Source organism: Pseudomonas sp. C8002 (assembly GCF_013385765.1).
Lineage (GTDB): Bacteria > Pseudomonadota > Gammaproteobacteria > Pseudomonadales > Pseudomonadaceae > Aquipseudomonas.
Genome location: NZ_JACAPJ010000031.1, coordinates 118,445 through 134,427, shown reverse-complemented (window position 1 = coordinate 134,427; position 15,983 = coordinate 118,445). Strand labels below are relative to the sequence as shown.

Sequence of the window (15,983 nt, the reverse complement as noted above, 5' to 3'; positions counted from 1 at the left end):
TGGCGGTTTTAGGGCTGTTTTTATGGCAGGCGATCAAAGATCAAAGAATCAGAGGATCAATACATAGGTCTTGCGCACGGTTTCCTGGATGTCCCAGATACCGGTGCTGTTGGCCGGCAACATCAGTGCGTCGCCGGCTTCTATGTGGAGCATTTCCCCGTTGTCGGGGGTGAAGGTGCACCGTCCCTGGATAAAGTGGCAAAACTCCTGGGCTTTGATCTGCCGGCGCCAGCGCCCGGGCGTGCATTCCCAGATGCCGGTTTCGACGCCGTCGCTACGTTCCACGCTCAAGGTCGAGGCCACCGCCACCGGTGTGCCCAGTGGCACGGCGACGGGCGAGGAGTCCGGCAAATGGGCGCTGAGTGTGTCTTTGAACTGGGTAATGCTCATGTTCATACCTGTGGTGATTGAAACGACTTAGTGCATGAAACCTTCCATGAACCCGGCAACCCCGCTGGCCATTTTGCGGCGCCACGGGGCGGTATTGGGGTTGGCCAACACCTGGTCCTCATGCACAAAACTGCGGATGATCGCGTTGTAGCCCAGCCAGCGGCAGGGTTCCGGTTCCCAGGCCTTGAGCCCGTCCAGCCGGCCCGGCTGAATCACCCATGGCTGGCGAACCAACGGCGTATCGAGCCCCAGGATCAAGTCCGCCAGGGTGCGGCCACCGAGGTTGCTGGCGCCTACGCCCTCGCCGCCGTAACCACCGGCCAGGGCGATGCCTGCCGCGTGATCGCAGAGCATGTGCGGCTTGAAGCGCCGGGACATGCCCAGGTTGCCGCCCCAGGCGTGGGTGATCCGGACTTTCTTGAGCTGCGGGAACAGTTCGCCGAACAGGTAGCGACGCAGTTCGACTTCGCTGTCGGTGAGCTCGAAGTTGTGCCGCAACTTGCCGGCAAACTGATAACCCCCGCGAGCGCCGAACACCAGGCGGTTGTCCGCCGAACGCTGGCCATAAGTCACTTGCCGGCTGCTCTCGCCGAACGCCTGGCCACGATTCAGGCCGATCTCGTCCCAAGTGCTGGCCGGCAACGGCTCGGTGGCAACGATCAGGCTTTGCACCGGCAACTGATAGCGCCCCAGCGGAGCCAGCGTGGTGGCATACCCTTCCACGGCCGGCACCACCCAGGAGGCGCGCACCGAGGCTTTGTCCGTGCGCAGGCTGCCGGACTGCCAATGAGTGACGGGACTGTTTTCGTAGATCTTGACGCCCATCCGCTCCACCAACCGCGCCAGGCCGCGCACCAGCTTGGCCGGGTGAATCGTGGCAACGTGGGGTGCATAGATGCCGCCATAAGGCTTGGCGATACGGATCTGCTCGGCCAGTTGTTGCGGGCCAAGCCAACGGTAGTCGTCGTCGGTCAGGCCCTGGCTGTGAAGTTTGGCCAGGTACGCACGCAGGGTGGCTTCCTGTTCGGGGTAGCGCGCGGCGCAATACAGCACACCACCCTTGCGGTAGTCGCAGTCGATGCCTTCGCGCTCGATCACTTGCGCGACTTCGTCGGGGATGGCGTGCAGCAGGTCGAACGAGGCCCGGCGCTGTTCCGGGGTCAGGCCGGCCAACAGGCGGTCCTCTCCCAGCAGATTGCCCATCAGCCAGCCGCCGTTACGGCCCGAGGCACCGAACCCGGCGGTTTGCGCCTCGATGATTGCGATTTTCAGCTCAGGCGCCTGGCGCTTCAGGTAATACGCGGTCCAGAGCCCGGTGTAGCCGGCGCCGATGATGGCCACGTTGACGTCCAGGTCCTGCTCCAGGGACGCGCGTGCCAGCAGCGGCTCGTCCAGCTGGTCCATCCATAAACTGATATTGCGCCATGCAGGCATGCCAAGCTCCACCACCACACTTCGATGGCAGTGATCCTAGAGCCTGGCCTCAGGGGCTGTCTTGCGCGCGTGCACGCAGGGAAATTTGTTTGACGTAGGCCTTGGGCGACTGGCCGGTGTGCTGGCGGAAGCTGCTGTAGAACGCCGACGTCGAATTGAAGCCGGCGGCAAACGCCAGTTCGTCGATGCGGATCGGCGGCGCGGCCATTTCCAGTGCAGCCAGCAAATGCTGGAGGCGTGCCTGGTTGACGTAGCGATAAAAACTTTGCCCCAGCACCTGGTTCAACAGGTAGGAAATCTGGTTGCGGCTGTACCCGCACTCCTTCGCCACCCGTTGCAGGTCCAGCTCGGGGTCCAGATAGGGTTGCTGGCGCTCGAAGTACTGTTGCAGGTCGTTGGCCATGTAGCTCAGTTGCTGCGGCGACAGGCCCAGGCGGCTGACGGTCGGGCGTGTGGTCTCGCGGCGGCTGGCAGACTGCTCGTGGACCAGGGAGGCGTACTCGTTGACCCGCCAGATCAAGCCATCGCGCACGGTAATCGCTTCGCTGGTGCGAAACGACACCAGGCCCTGGCCGCCACGCAAGGTGATGCGGTATTGGATGAACGCGGTGTCGCCGTCGGCGCGGATGCGGTCGGTGTGTTCGATCGCTTCGTCGGCGCCACGGGGCATGCTGGCTTGCAGGTATTCGCGCAGCTCGCCGGCACCCACCACGCGGTTCTGGAAGAAATCGTGGTACTGGATGTCCGGATGGTAGTACGACATCACTCCATCCAGGTCCCGATCCCGCCAGCACAGATGGTGACGCAGTACCAGCTTGGCCGTAGCTTGGGTTTTCTGGGAGTCATCCGGAATGATGTCTTGCATTGAGCGCTCTACGCCGGTGAAAAAAGAGGCAGCTTGCCCAACTGCCCGTACCCGCTCAACGGCCATTTGATATTTCCGACTAATGGCCTTTCGCTTAATACCACGCAGCACGTGACCCATATCAACGTTATTGAAAACAACTGCCGGACGGGACGAAAAAACTCCCATGCCCGATGCGAACGAATGCTATTTTTAATGCTCACGACGGCCAGGACCAGTGACGGTCATGGCGCCCCTGCAGCGAGCTAAAGGAAGCGCTCAATGAACAAGGTGGGCAACATGAACAAAGTGACATTCCCCAATGCCTGCCAGTTGATGCGCTGGCACTTTCATCCCATGGGCTTTGAGGCGAGCATGGATGCTCCCGGCAGTATGATCGCCCGCCTGTTCGACCGCGCCAGCGGAGAAACCCTGATTGCAATTGCCGGTATCCCTTGCGCCACGGTGATGAACGCTGCTGACGTGGAACGGATCATCGAGGCGGTTGAGGATGAACTGGAGTCGTTTGTGCCGCCGCTGTCGCTGCGGGCATGATCTGGCAACGCAGGTATCCTGTGGCGAGGGAGCTTGCTCCCGCTGGGTTGCGTAGCAGCCCCAAAATCCTGGGAGCGCTGCGCACTCCAGCGGGAGCAAGCTCCCTCGCCACAGCAAGCTCCCTCGCCACAGGATTCAACGTCATCCCTTATGATTTGCTGATGCGCTGGTCGTCAAAAAACGGTTTGTCCCCGGCAACCCGGTCCGAAGCCTTTGGCACATTCACCCCTTGGCCATCCTGGCCGTCGACATACCAATAGCAATGGCTCACCGCCCGGGTAATGCCCACGTAGGCCAGGCGCAGCACTTCGTCTTTCTGCGCGCTGTCGTAAGCTTCGGTATCGCCGTCCTTGCCCAGTCCTGCCATGCGGTAGACCTGGTTCTTGTACGGCGAACTGGTCAAGTGCTGGCAGTCACCCAGCAGGAATACCGCATCCGCTTGCAGGCCCTTGGCGCTGTGATAAGTCAGTTGCTTGAGCCGGCGGCTGCCGTACGGCAAACTAGAATCCACATTAATTACCGACTGAATATGCTCTTGCATCAATGACTTATCGCTGCTTTTTCGATACAGCATTAACACCGAATCACCCTTTTGATAGTGCGCCAGCAGTTGTTGGCCCAGCGCCGCATCGTCACGGTCACGCACCGTGACCGGCACCAACTCCTTCGCGGTTCCACTGGCCTTGGCTTTCTTGCCGCTGATGGCCGGGGCCGCCCGCACAATGTGCTCGGCAGCATCGATCACGTGCTGATGGCTGCGGTAGTTCTCGCCCAGCATCACCCGGGTGGTCGTGGGTGACGGGAACTCCTTGTTGAACTCCATGAAATACTTGGGCGAACTGCCACGCCAGCCATAGATCGACTGCCAGTCATCGCCCACGCACAACAGCGAAGAGCGCTGGGCCCCACGCCCCACGTGCATGGCCGGCCCGCGGCTGCGGATCTCCCGCAGGCTGGCCCGGATCCACGAGACGATCTGCGGCGATACGTCCTGGAATTCGTCGATCATCAGGTGCGACATCGGCCGTAGCAGCGGGTCGCTGAGCAACTTCAGGTTCTCCGGGGTGTTTTCGCCAAACAGCGAGAACATCCGGTTGTAGGTCATGACCGGTGGCGACTGGTCCAGCAAGTGATCTTCGAGGGCCTTCCAGAAAATGCTCAGTGCCTCGAAGTAAAAACGGTCTGGATCATCCTTGGCAAAACTCATCTTGCCCACGGCGGTGGGCACATCCAGCCCGAGGTTCTCGATGAACCCGGCGGCGGCAACAAAGCTGTCCAGCAACGGTGCCGAACCCAGCTCGCCCTTGACCTTGTAATCGAAGCCCGGGCCCGCTGTTGCGTCACCTGCCAGGCTGCTTAAAAGCCGCCTGGAAGACTCGTAGCTTTCTAGCCATATCAATGGTTTACGACAGAAAGCTTGAAATAGGGTTCGCTTTACCGCCCATTCGGCACGTACTGACAGCTTGGACCCGGGTCGACTGACCTGGGCATTTTCCCGCGGGTCGAAGCCCAGTACGACCCAGGCATCCAGTTCGGCAATGTAGCCATGGCAGTGAAACTTCGCGCCGTTGATATCGAACGTCTGGCGATTGGGCTCGATGCCCTTGATCGGCCAGGCGCCGGCACGAAACCACAGGTCTTCGATCACATCGCAGAGTTCTTCATCGCGCTTGGCCGCCAGTTCGGTCACCGCCACGCGTTTTTGCACGTCCGGGTGATCGCGCTCCAGCTCCTTGAGTTGCAGGGCATGGCGCGCCAGCGGGGCGATCAGTTCGCGGAAGCGTTCATGGCGGCCATGCAGCCGGTGATAGCAGGCATTCAGTTGCTGGCGCTGGGCGTCGTTGATCCGCAATTCGAAGGGGTTGCTGTCGGCCTCATCAAAGCCCGCTTCGGTCCGCGCATTGAGGTTCTCGAACGCCTGCAGCCGTTCAAGGCCCGGCAGGCTGCGCACCATTGGCAGGATGCGTGAGTGAAAGGTCCGCACCACCGCTTGCGCGTCTTTCATACCAAGGGGTTGGCCCCACAAGGCGAGAATTTCCATGAGCTTGTTGATGAAGTCCTTGCGCGACTCACGGGTGAAGGTCACCACCGTCATCGAGCTCAGCTCGAAGCCCAGGTAATGGGTCAGCAGCAGGATACGCAGCACCAGCGAGGTGGATTTACCCGCGCCGGCGCCGGCGATCACCGAGGTGGACGGCGTGTCGCTGAAAATCATCTTCCATTGCGCCGCACTCGGCTGGGCATGGGCCGGCAGCAGGCGCGCCACATCAGCCTTGATGCGTTTTTTCAATTCGGCGGTCAGCGGCAGGCGCCAATCATCGAACAGATTGTCGTCAACACCCGGCGCAGTGTGCTCATCCGGCCGGAAGTCACGAATCAGCAGGACCTGGCGGCCTTCCTCGATACCATCCGCCTTGCCTTCCTTATAGCCATACTCCACGCCGGCCGTGTGGCCACTGCGAAAGCCGTCGGCCTGGCCATGCAGCCATGAGAAACGGTGCTGTGCCCGCAGGCGCGTCAGGCCGTGACCGAATAATCGGGCGGCGAGCCGTTTCAACAGGGGCATTTCGGCCAGTGGCCGCAGTTCGGGAGGCAGATCGGGGGTGTGTTGCGGCACGCGGACTCCTGCGATGCTTTAACTCGGACAAGAGCCCTATGGTCGCCGCAAATGCCCCACAGTTCCAGCCAATTGCTTTGCGCTCATGCAGTTAGGCGATGAAGTGAAGACAAGTCCTGAGCATCGGCATCGAAGCATTCGATAGGAATCCAGCATTTTTTACGCTTTTTATCGATCTGGCGCTGCTGGATGATGGCTCCCATCCACAGGAGACGATCATGCTTGAACTTCGACCTTTCAACACCCTGGGCGGCGCCAATCACGGTTGGCTGGACGCTCACCACCACTTCTCGTTTGCCGAATACCATGACCCCAAGCGCATGCACTGGGGCAACCTGCGGGTGTGGAACGATGACCTCATCGCACCGGGCACCGGCTTCCCGCAGCACCCGCACCGGGACATGGAAATCATCACCTATGTGCGTGAAGGCGCCATCAGCCATGCCGACAACCTGGGCAACCAGGGCCGCACCGAGGCCGGCGACGTCCAGGTAATGAGCGCCGGCACCGGGATCGCCCACAGCGAGTACAACCTGGAAGCTACGCCGACCAAGATTTTCCAGATCTGGATCATACCCAATGAGGCCGGTTTGCCGCCGTCGTGGGGCGCTAAGCCGTTTCCGAAGGGTGACCGCGAAGGGTTTGTGACCCTGGCCAGTGGCAAGGCCGGAGACAGCGAAAGCCTGCGGATTCGGGCCGATGCACGCTTGGTAGCGGCAAACCTGAAAGCCGGTGAAAGTGCCGAGTATCGGCTGGACAACGGACGCCGGGCGTACCTGGTACCGGCCACCGGGGTGATTGAAGTCAATGGCTTGCGTGCACAAGCTCGAGACGGTGTGGCGGTTGAGGATGAGCAGGTACTGCGGGTGACAGCGGTTGAGGACAGCGAGATCGTGTTGGTCGACCTCGCCTGACCGAGCTTGAATGTGGCAAGGGAGCAAGCCCCCTCGCCACAGGTTAATCAGTCATAGGTTGGGTATCAGTTAGCCGAGATCGCCCCGTCTACCAACACCTGGGCCTCTTCCACCAGTTGCTTGAGGTGATCTTCGCCGATAAAGCTCTCGGCGTAGATCTTGTAGATGTCCTCGGTGCCCGATGGCCGTGCGGCGAACCAGCCGTTTTCAGTCATGACTTTCAGCCCGCCGATCGCCTGGTCATTGCCCGGCGCGTGGCTGAGGATCTGCTGGATGCTTTCCCCCGCCAACTGCGTGGACGTCACCTGGTCTGGCGACAGCTTGCCCAACAAGGCCTTCTGCGCCGGAGTCGCCTTGGCATCCACCCGAATGGCGAACGGCTCGCCCAGTGCATCGGTCAGCCCGCGATAAATCTGGCTTGGGTCCTGGCCTTTGCGCGAGGTCATTTCCGCCGCCAACAGCGCCGGGATCAAACCGTCCTTGTCAGTGCTCCACACGCTGCCGTCCTTGCGCAGGAACGAGGCGCCGGCACTTTCTTCGCCACCAAAACCCAGCGAACCGTCGAACAGGCCATCGGCAAACCACTTGAAGCCCACCGGCACTTCGTACAGGCGACGGCCAATGCGCTTGGCCACGCGATCAATCAAGCCGCTGCTGACCACGGTCTTGCCCACCGCAGCATCAGCGCGCCATTCGGGGCGGTTCTGGAACAGGTAGTCGATGGACACGGCCAGGTAGTTGTTCGGCGCCAGCAAGCCACCGGACGGCGTCACGATGCCATGGCGGTCGTGGTCCGGGTCGCAGGCGAAGGCCACGTCATAACGGTCCTTGAGGCCGATCAACCCCTGCATGGCGTAGCTGGAGGACGGGTCCATGCGGATCTGGCCATCCCAGTCGACGCTCATGAAGCGGAAGGTCGAATCCACTTCGGTGTTCACCACGTCGAGGTTCAGGCGGTGATGCTCGGCGATGGCCGACCAGTAGCGCACCCCTGCTCCGCCCAGCGGATCGACGCCCAGGCGCAAGCCAGCGTTGCGGATGGCATCGAAGTCGATGACGTTGACCAGGTCGGCCACGTAGGTGTTGAGGTAGTCGTGGCGATGAGTGGTGTCGGCCTTCAGCGCCTGGGCATGGGTGATGCGCTTGACCCCGGCCAGCTTATTGGCCAGCAGTTCGTTAGCCTTGGCTTCGATCCACTTGGTGATGTGGGTGTCGGCCGGGCCGCCGTTGGGCGGGTTGTACTTGTAGCCGCCGCTTTGTGGCGGGTTGTGGGACGGCGTGATCACGATGCCGTCGGCCAAACCACTGGTGCGGCCGCGGTTGTAGCAAATGATGGCGTGGGAAATCGCCGGTGTCGGGGTGTACTCATCGCCTTCGGCGAGCATCACGTGCACGCCATTGGCGGCCAGCACTTCCAGCGCACTGGCGCCGGCCGGGGTGGACAACGCGTGGGTGTCGAGGCCGACAAACAGCGGGCCGTTGATGCCCTGGGCTTCACGGTACAGGCAAATGGCCTGGCTGATGGCAAGCACGTGCCATTCATTGAAGCTCAGGTCGAACGAGCTGCCGCGGTGTCCGGAGGTACCAAAGGCGACGCGCTGGGTGGAGATCGCTGCATCAGGATGGCCTGTGTAATAGGCCGTTACCAGTCGCGGGATGTCTACCAGCAATTGAGCTGGTGCCGGCTTGCCCGCAAAAGGACTGAGAGTCATGCATAAACCTCGGAAAGAGAAGGATTCGGAAAAAAGTGCAGTTTACTGGGACTTGGACTGCTCCGCGACGTTATAAATCCTACAGCAATCAGCGAAATTTCATTCAGCGCCGGTCTGTGCCTGCCTGAGCGCCAGAGCCAGTTCATCCAGGGCGTTCTCCAGGTTATGGGCGCCGTCAACGGCATGGCTCAGCCGCAGATGCTGGCAGTGCAGGCCACTGAGGCTGAACAACTCCCCCGGCGCAATCACCACCTGCCGGGTGAGCAGGCGCTGGAACACCTGGCGCATATCCACCGGGGCCTCTGAGCGCAACCAGAAGGTCGCGCCAGCGGCGGGCATTCGGTAGCTCACCTGGTTGCCCAGATGCGTGTCCAGCCGCAGGCCCATGAGCCGGGCCTGCTCTTTGAGTTGCGGGCGCAACTCCCGCAGATGCTGGTCGATGCGCCCGCTTTGATAGAGCCGCGCAATCGCGCGCTGGCGGATAGAGGACAACCGGAATGCGCGCAACAGGAACTGGCGCTGCAGCTCGCCGCTGAGGTGGCGCGACAGCAAATAGCCAAACGGCGCTTCCGGCCCGAGCATCTTCTCGAACGTGGAAAACACCATCAGCCGCTCGGGATTGGCCAGGTCCCGTAACGCGGTGATTGGCTGCCCGAAGCCGAGGTCACCATGGCTGTCATTTTCTAACAACCAACAGCCATGCTGGTCCAGCAATCGCACTAGCTGCAGGCGATCATGGGTGGACAGGACTACGCCGGACGGCAGGCTGACACCGGATGACAGCAACGCCAGCTGCACCGGCTCGGTGCTGAGCAAGTGCTCGAACAACGCCAGGTCCAGGCCGTCGTCCGCCGTGAATGGCAATTCGAGAACCCTCACGCCTGCCCCCTGCAACAACCGCAGGATCAGCCAGTCACACGGGGATTCGACGATGATCGCAGCGCCCTTGAGACCCAGCACCTCGATCAGGATTTCCAGTACCCCGCGCAAGTCGGCGCCGATGTATACCTCGTCCGCCTGCCAGCAACGGGTCGGCGACGAGGTATAGCGCGCCGCGAGCGTCGCCCGCAGTTCCCACACGCCACAGGGCTGCGACCATGGCTGCAGATGATGCGGGTAATGCCGCAACAGTTCGCGCTCGAGCAGCAACAGCGCTGCGTCCAGTGACGCCGCAAGTGCCGGCTCATCGGCGCTGAGCACGCGCATTCCCGGACGTCGCGCACTGGCATAGAGGCGCTCCAGCAGGTCGCCACCGCTGCTGCCTGGCGGTCTATTCAATACCGGCCAGGCGTAGTAGCCCGACTTGGGCACCGAGTACACCCGGCCCTCCTTCTCGAGCAACGAGTAAGCGTATTGAATGGTCGAGATCGACACATTCAGGCGCTCCGCCAGCTGCCGCAATGATGGCAGTTTTACCCGGGCATCCGTGCTCACCTCGCCGATGAGGTTGATCATGTAGCGATACACCGCCTGGTAGGCGAAGTCGGTTTGCCGGTCGTCCCTGAGGTTCATCGCTGGTCACCCGCCGCCACCCGCTTAACGCCCCGCCAGTTGGTAGGCTGCCAGGGCGGGCGCACCTTGCTGTGGCGTCTCGGCCATGCCCGGCACGCCGGTGGCGGGCCGCTTGCGATAGAGATGTTGCAGCAGGTCGATCGGCAACCCGCTGGTGTCGATGGCCCATTGCACCAGCATCTCGGCCACCGGCTTGCCTTGCAGCGCCTTGTGCAGCTCGGGGAGCGCCACCAGCATGCCGGGGTGGCATTGGCGCAAAAAGCTTTCGAGGCGCTCGCCGTGACGGATAAACGGCGAAAACATCAGGCAGTTCAGTTGGCTTTCATCCAATCGGAACAGCGCCTGGGCGTAGTCGGCCGCCAGCGCTCGGCCATCCTGGGTCGCTGCCTGGGCAATCAGGTGTTCGGGAATCTGCTTGCGCCGCATGAACAGCGCGGCCTGCTGCATGAAGCCCTGTGCGCCCTCCTCGTAATCCAGTTCCCGCAGGCACTCGGCCTGCAGGCCCCGCAGATGGGCCATCAGCAACGGGTTCGCATAGCTCGCGTGGCTGAAATGAAAGCCAAACTCGTCCGGTTCATAGCCCATGAACTGACGCAACAGCGGCCCGGAGGAGTATTCGGCCGCGTCCTTAAGGTCGGCAGCGCCGATATAGGCCAAGTGGCGATGGTTGTCCGTGTCGGACTTATCGGCGACGGCGTAACGCTCGCCGTAAAGGTCGCAGTAATAGGCGTTGCTCCACTCATCCATGCGCGCGAACAGCCCGCTGAGCACCAGGGGCTGGCGCGGCGGGATCTCTGCACCGCTCGCCAGCGCAGCCTTCTTCAGCCACGCCAGGTACTCCCGCTGCTTGCGCGCGGAGTCACCGCTGACCAGCGCGTGCACGCCGCCATTGCAGGTGGTGACGCGCTGGTAAAAGTCACCGAGGGCCAGGTAGGCGTCGTTGCACAGGGTTTGGCGAAGATCTCCCGAAGTCAGGTGCCCCACCATCAGCATATTGCGCCGGCTGGTGTCGCGCGCCGCACTGGAGGCCGGCCGCAGGTGGTTGAACGGCAAGACTTCCTGATTCTCGACCATCAGCAATTCGACACGCGCATCGTCATGCAGGAACAGCGCGCTGTAGCCGCGATGCAGCGTGTCCAGGGCATTTTGCGACATGCCCGCATGGCGCAAGGTCGCGACCCGCAGTTGAAACGTCCGCGGCGCCCGGCCTGCAAGCGTCAGCTGGGCTGCCCGCAACAACGCCAGGACATAGCTGCTGCCGGCGCCTGCGCCGTGAGCGACCAGCACCTTGTATTCACCGATCCGCTCCATGCCGCCTGCCGCTACCACGATTCGTTGAATCAATAACTGGAGCGAGGTACGTTCTGTTCGAGAGAAATGCCCTATCAAGCGTTGCAATACTTGTTGATAGACATAGTTCATGGCTTGTTCGTGAATAGCGCTCATAGTTCTACTACCTGAGTTGAAATATCAGTTTCGGGCAATCGTTGACGGCATTTGCCTGACCTGTTGTTTCTGTAGGGGCGTTACAACATGTGACATTCAATGGAGATTAGCACCGGGCCCTACCTGCCAAGCCTGCCTTTGGGGGCTTCCAGTCCCGAAAAGGCGCCAAGCCAAGGGGCACGCAGCCCAAACCGAAAGTCTTAGGAACGCTCTGACAACTTCCTACGCTGCTTTAACTTACAAACTAGAGAAGCATCCGACATAACCCACTTCAATATTGATGTTCCGGCAAAACAGCCATGGGAAACATTATTGGGCTTGACGGATGTACGGGGTGATTTCATATATTCAATCATTGCTCAATCCTTGAGATAAAAGTGACGGGGCAATTATCGGCACTTGAATAATGATTAACAGATACAGAACGCCGGCTAAAACCGGTTCAGATGGGGGCTTGCATGGGGTATCGAGTGTGCAGACACGACAACGCCGCGCTGGGATTCAGGGCGGCGTCAGGGGCATACATCTGGTTTATCGGGCTGAAGTGCTGAAATCCCGATTCAAGCGGTGGGCAGGTTAAGTCCTGTCAAATGGCGCATTTGCCCCATGCGCCCGGGGGCAGGAATACTCGCTTGAGAATATTCCCACAGATCAAACAGTTTCTACCTGCAAGGCAACCCGTTCACGGCACGGACATTCGTCCATATAGCGGTGCGCTTCAACGAACTGGCTGAACGGAAATACCGTGGTTTTCAGCGGTACCAGCACCTTGTCGGCGGTCAGTTGGTTGATGTCACGCAGGGCTCGCTGCAAGGCCACCTGGTCCTGGATGATGCCCAGTTCCGGTTTGCCGGTGAAGTTGCCGATGCAGTGCACAAAGAACTGAATGTTCTTCTGGAACGCCGCACAGGCCGGGAATGGCGTCTGGTTGCCACCTTGCAGGCCGTACAGCACCAGGCTGCCACGCGGCGCCAGCACATCACCCAGCAACGACATCTGCGGGCCACCCAAGCCATCGAACACCACGTCTACGCCACGGTTGTCGGTGAACTTGTTGACTTGCATCAGCAGGTCCTGCTCTTCGGTGACGATCACCTTTTCCGCCCCGAGGGACAGCAGGTATTCGCGCTCATCACTGGTCTTGGTGGCGGCAATCACCCGCACCCCCAGGGCTTTGCCCAGCTGCACAAACGATGGGCCGGCACAGTGGCTGGCGTCCGTTACCAGGGCGAATTGCCCGGGTTTGACCCGCGCCAGGTCCATGTACGCAAAGTAGGCAATCAGCAGCGGCGTGTAGTGCACGCTGGCTTCGATCGGGCTCAGGACATCCGGGTAGCGGGTCAGCGCCGAGCGCGGCAGGACGATCTGTTCGCCGTACACCGGGTAGTCATTCGGGCTCTCGGCCGGGAAGCTGGCGACCTTGTCACCCACCGCCAGGTCGTCGACACCCTCGCCAACGGCCACAACCACGCCGGCCATTTCATGGCCAAGGCCGGAAGGCAAGCGGGCATGGGACGACGCCAGGTTCTGGCGCCACAGAATGTCGTACCAGCTGATGCCAATCGCCTCGACGCGCACCTGCACTTCGCCCGGTGCGGGCTTAGCGGCTGCATGCTCTTCGCATTTGAGCACCTCGGCCGGACCAAACTTGTGAAAACGGATCGTGCGGGACATCGCAAACCTCGTCAAAGTAACCTCTATTGCCATGAACTCTATCTGGGCTTTCGGGGCAAGACCACCGGTCGCCGTTAATAGTCGACATGCCTGTCATTGATTCCGCACATACGGAAAAGGTGCCAAGCCATGTAGGAAAACTGAATTAGCCGGTGCAGAGTACCAGCCTTTCCCCGTAAGATTCATGCCGGTCATTGTTCTTATATGACCGCTCCCGTCAAGTTTACTGACGCCGCCTGGGACACAAGATGAACCGTAACGACCTGCGTCGTGTCGACCTCAACCTGTTGATCGTATTCGAAACCTTGATGCATGAGCGCAGTGTGACCCGCGCTGCCGAGAAACTGTTCCTTGGCCAGCCGGCCATCAGCGCAGCCCTGTCACGCCTGCGCGGCCTGTTCGACGACCCGTTGTTCGTGCGTACCGGACGCAGCATGGAGCCCTCGGCCCGTGCGGTAGAAATCTTCGCCCTGCTCTCCCCGGCCCTGGACTCGATTTCCACGGCCGTCAGCCGCGCCTCCGAATTCGACCCGGCCACCAGCACCGCGGTATTCCGCATCGGCCTGTCGGACGACGTCGAATTCGCCCTGCTGCCGCTGCTGCTCAAGCGCCTGCGGGCCGAAGCCCCCGGCATCGTGCTGGTAGTGCGCCGCGTCAACTACATCCTGATGCCCGGCCTGCTGGCCTCCGGCGAAATCTCCATCGGCGTGAGCTACACCACCGATTTGCCGGCCAACGCCAAACGCAAAGTCCTGCGCCGCAGCAAGCCGATGCTGTTGCGAGCCGACAGCATGCCGGGCTCCATGAGCCTGGATGACTTCTGCGCCCGGCCCCATGCCCTGGTGTCGTTTGCCGGGGATTTGAGCGGGTTTCTGGATGAAGAACTGGAAAAACTGGGCCGCAAGCGCCACGTAGTCCTGGCTGTGCCGCAGTTCAATGGGCTCGGGACATTGCTGGCGGGCACCGATATTGTCGCGACCGTGCCGGACTATGCCGCTGAAGCGTTGACTTCAGCGGGTGGCTTGCGGGCTGAGGAGCCGCCACTGCCGGTGCGCACCTTTGAATTGCACATGGCGTGGCGTGGGTCCCAGGACAATGATCCGGGGGAACGGTGGTTAAGGTCGCGGATTCAGATGTTTTTTGGCGACCCTGAGAGTCTATAGGCGTCGCCGGGCAGGCTGTTTGGCTGATCATTTCTGCCTTTCCACAAACCACGAAGTTCCATTCACTTCCAGTGGATCGCTACATTGGGGGCACATCTGAGGGCATGCTTTGGATGGTTTGAAAAGGATGCCCCCAGCCTGAGGTCCAACAGTTCCCTTCTAGAAATGTGACCCTTTGTTGTTCCCACACACCGCGGTCATTTGCCCTCCGGCTCTACCGCATTCTGTAGAGCCACCTTCCTCAGCAACTGATCTACGTGCTCCCTCTCCGCTCGAAGCGCCGAACGTAACTCCTTGTTCTCTGTCTCATGAATCCGCGCCCAACGCAGGCTCGCACGGCAATTGACGACCACCGTCCACACCTTCTGCAGTTTCAAGTAGTGGGCCAACAGCAGCACAGCAATCGCCACCATCATCACCAGCGCCGCTGTCGAAATCACATCCGTCTTAGTCATGCTCAATCCTTTCGCTAGGTCATTTGTTCCAAAGACAGCCAAAGGATATGTAGTGATTTTTTACACGTATAGATTGTAGACTTGTACAGGTAAACAAATCACGCACATGGACGGCCCATGAAACGCACTCAGCAGATCAATCAGGTTCGCTGGGACCTGGCACTTCGCTATCGCTTGATCGAGACCGTGGCCTGGTGGGAGGGCCGCCTGACCACGGGCCATCTGATGCAGAGCTTCGGCATCAGTCGCCAGCAAGCATCCAAGGATATCAACACCTACATCACCGAGCATGCGCCTAAGAATCTTACATATGACAAACAACTGAAGGGCTATGTGCCGAGCAAGCACTTCAAGCCGCTGTTCATCGACGACAGTGCCAATGCCTATCTGCAACTGTTGAACCAGACCCACTCGCGGGCACCGCATGTGGAGGGGCTGGCACTCGCCTATGCACACACCAAGGTGCTGGAGGTGCCGAACCGCACAATACGCCCAGAGGTACTGAGGCCACTGCTCAAGGCATGCCGCAATGGCGAGGTGATTGCCATTGAATACGTGTCGTTAGCCAACCCAGTACCGGAGACGCGACTGATCTCGCCGCATACCTTGATCTACACAGGCATGCGCTGGCATGTACGGGCCTACTGCGAGAAGAACCGCAAGTATCGGGATTTCGTGTTGAGCAGATTCCGTGGGGAGCCGGAGTTCGAGCGAACGAGCGAGAACCTGATCGGCGATGACGAGGAATGGAACACCCTCATCGATGTGATAATCGAGCCGGATTCGCGGCTGAAACCTGACCAGAAGGCGATCATCGAAGTCGACTTCGGTATGGACGATGGCGAACTGGTCATCCCGACGCGGTGTGCGCTCGTGGGTTACGTACTGCAGCGCTACCAGATCGATCCGAAAAAGCTTGAGCCCAAGGCCCCGGCGCAACAGATCGTGGTGAAGAACCTGGAGGCGTTGACCCCTTGGCTCTATGTATAAGCCCTGTTACAGGAGAGATGGCGTTGAATCGTGGCCAGTGTGCAGACATATGTAAAGTTTGCGACGCACCCAAGGTGCTTGGGATGTGCGTGCACTTCAACGCCCATTGATTCACTTGCAAAAGCTTCACTTGCAGTGGCCCAGGGGCCAAGCGCCCATCCCTCCGAGCCCCGGATTCGAACGTCCTCCTCTCGAACTGCAAGCCCCTTTCCAACTATGCCAAGTGTTCATCCATGACTTCGCCCCCCGAACCTGCATGGATTGTTTACCTGTGCAT

The 15,983-nt window shown here is 60.6% G+C and carries 13 protein-coding genes; 4 read left to right on the top strand and 9 right to left on the bottom strand.

Features of this window, described 5'->3' with window-relative positions:
• Positions 1–48: 48 nt before the first annotated feature.
• From HX814_RS27925 to HX814_RS27915, 3 genes are read right to left on the bottom strand one after another with little or no spacing between them, the layout of a single operon-like run.
• Positions 49–390, bottom strand: coding sequence for a cupin domain-containing protein (locus HX814_RS27925; protein WP_003217122.1), 342 nt, complete (start codon positions 388–390; stop codon positions 49–51).
• 27 nt (positions 391–417) lie between these two features.
• Positions 418–1,824: an FAD-binding oxidoreductase gene (locus tag HX814_RS27920; protein WP_177010001.1), complete on the bottom strand. Its 1,407-nt coding sequence runs from the start codon at positions 1,822–1,824 to the stop codon at positions 418–420.
• Positions 1,825–1,873: 49 nt separating this feature from the next.
• On the bottom strand, positions 1,874–2,689 hold the full coding sequence (locus HX814_RS27915; protein ID WP_003217127.1) for an AraC family transcriptional regulator: 816 nt from the start codon (positions 2,687–2,689) through the stop codon (positions 1,874–1,876).
• A gap of 261 nt (positions 2,690–2,950) precedes the next feature.
• Between HX814_RS27915 and HX814_RS27910 the strand changes: the two genes are divergently transcribed.
• Positions 2,951–3,223, top strand: coding sequence for a DUF1652 domain-containing protein (locus tag HX814_RS27910; RefSeq protein ID WP_003217129.1), 273 nt, complete (start codon positions 2,951–2,953; stop codon positions 3,221–3,223).
• Positions 3,224–3,371: 148 nt separating this feature from the next.
• Here the strand turns inward: HX814_RS27910 and HX814_RS27905 are convergent, their stop codons facing one another.
• Positions 3,372–5,840, bottom strand: coding sequence for a UvrD-helicase domain-containing protein (locus tag HX814_RS27905; RefSeq protein ID WP_177010000.1), 2,469 nt, complete (start codon positions 5,838–5,840; stop codon positions 3,372–3,374).
• A 218-nt stretch (positions 5,841–6,058) separates the two neighbouring features.
• Here HX814_RS27905 and HX814_RS27900 point away from each other — a divergent pair, with 218 nt between their 5' ends.
• Entirely contained in the window at positions 6,059–6,754 is a 696-nt protein-coding gene (locus tag HX814_RS27900) for a pirin family protein (protein WP_003217133.1), read from the top strand.
• 65 nt (positions 6,755–6,819) lie between these two features.
• On the opposite strand, the gene pgm is transcribed toward HX814_RS27900, so the two are convergent.
• From pgm to HX814_RS27880, 4 genes are all read right to left on the bottom strand, one after another.
• On the bottom strand, positions 6,820–8,466 hold the full coding sequence (pgm, locus tag HX814_RS27895; protein WP_177009999.1) for a phosphoglucomutase (alpha-D-glucose-1,6-bisphosphate-dependent): 1,647 nt from the start codon (positions 8,464–8,466) through the stop codon (positions 6,820–6,822).
• Positions 8,467–8,565: 99 nt separating this feature from the next.
• Positions 8,566–9,978 (bottom strand): PLP-dependent aminotransferase family protein, encoded by a 1,413-nt coding sequence (locus HX814_RS27890; RefSeq protein WP_177009998.1) that lies wholly within the window; start codon positions 9,976–9,978, stop codon positions 8,566–8,568.
• Positions 9,979–10,002: 24 nt separating this feature from the next.
• Complete coding sequence (locus HX814_RS27885; RefSeq protein ID WP_177009997.1) at positions 10,003–11,424, bottom strand: hypothetical protein; 1,422 nt, start codon at positions 11,422–11,424, stop codon at positions 10,003–10,005.
• 651 nt (positions 11,425–12,075) lie between these two features.
• Complete coding sequence (locus HX814_RS27880) at positions 12,076–13,098, bottom strand: zinc-dependent alcohol dehydrogenase family protein (protein WP_003217140.1); 1,023 nt, start codon at positions 13,096–13,098, stop codon at positions 12,076–12,078.
• A gap of 248 nt (positions 13,099–13,346) precedes the next feature.
• Here HX814_RS27880 and HX814_RS27875 point away from each other — a divergent pair, with 248 nt between their 5' ends.
• Positions 13,347–14,261 (top strand): LysR family transcriptional regulator, encoded by a 915-nt coding sequence (locus tag HX814_RS27875; protein WP_008433801.1) that lies wholly within the window; start codon positions 13,347–13,349, stop codon positions 14,259–14,261.
• Between the two features lie 197 nt (positions 14,262–14,458).
• Here HX814_RS27875 and HX814_RS27870 read toward each other — a convergent pair whose 3' ends face one another.
• Positions 14,459–14,716 carry a hypothetical protein gene (locus HX814_RS27870; protein WP_047597201.1) on the bottom strand — a complete coding sequence of 86 codons (258 nt, stop codon included), beginning with the start codon at positions 14,714–14,716 and terminating at the stop codon, positions 14,459–14,461.
• A 117-nt stretch (positions 14,717–14,833) separates the two neighbouring features.
• On the opposite strand from HX814_RS27870, the gene HX814_RS27865 reads away from it, so the two are divergent.
• The gene (locus HX814_RS27865; RefSeq protein WP_027605750.1) at positions 14,834–15,706 is read left to right on the top strand and encodes a YafY family protein; all 873 of its coding nucleotides are present in this window, start codon (positions 14,834–14,836) and stop codon (positions 15,704–15,706) included.
• Positions 15,707–15,983: the final 277 nt, after the last annotated feature.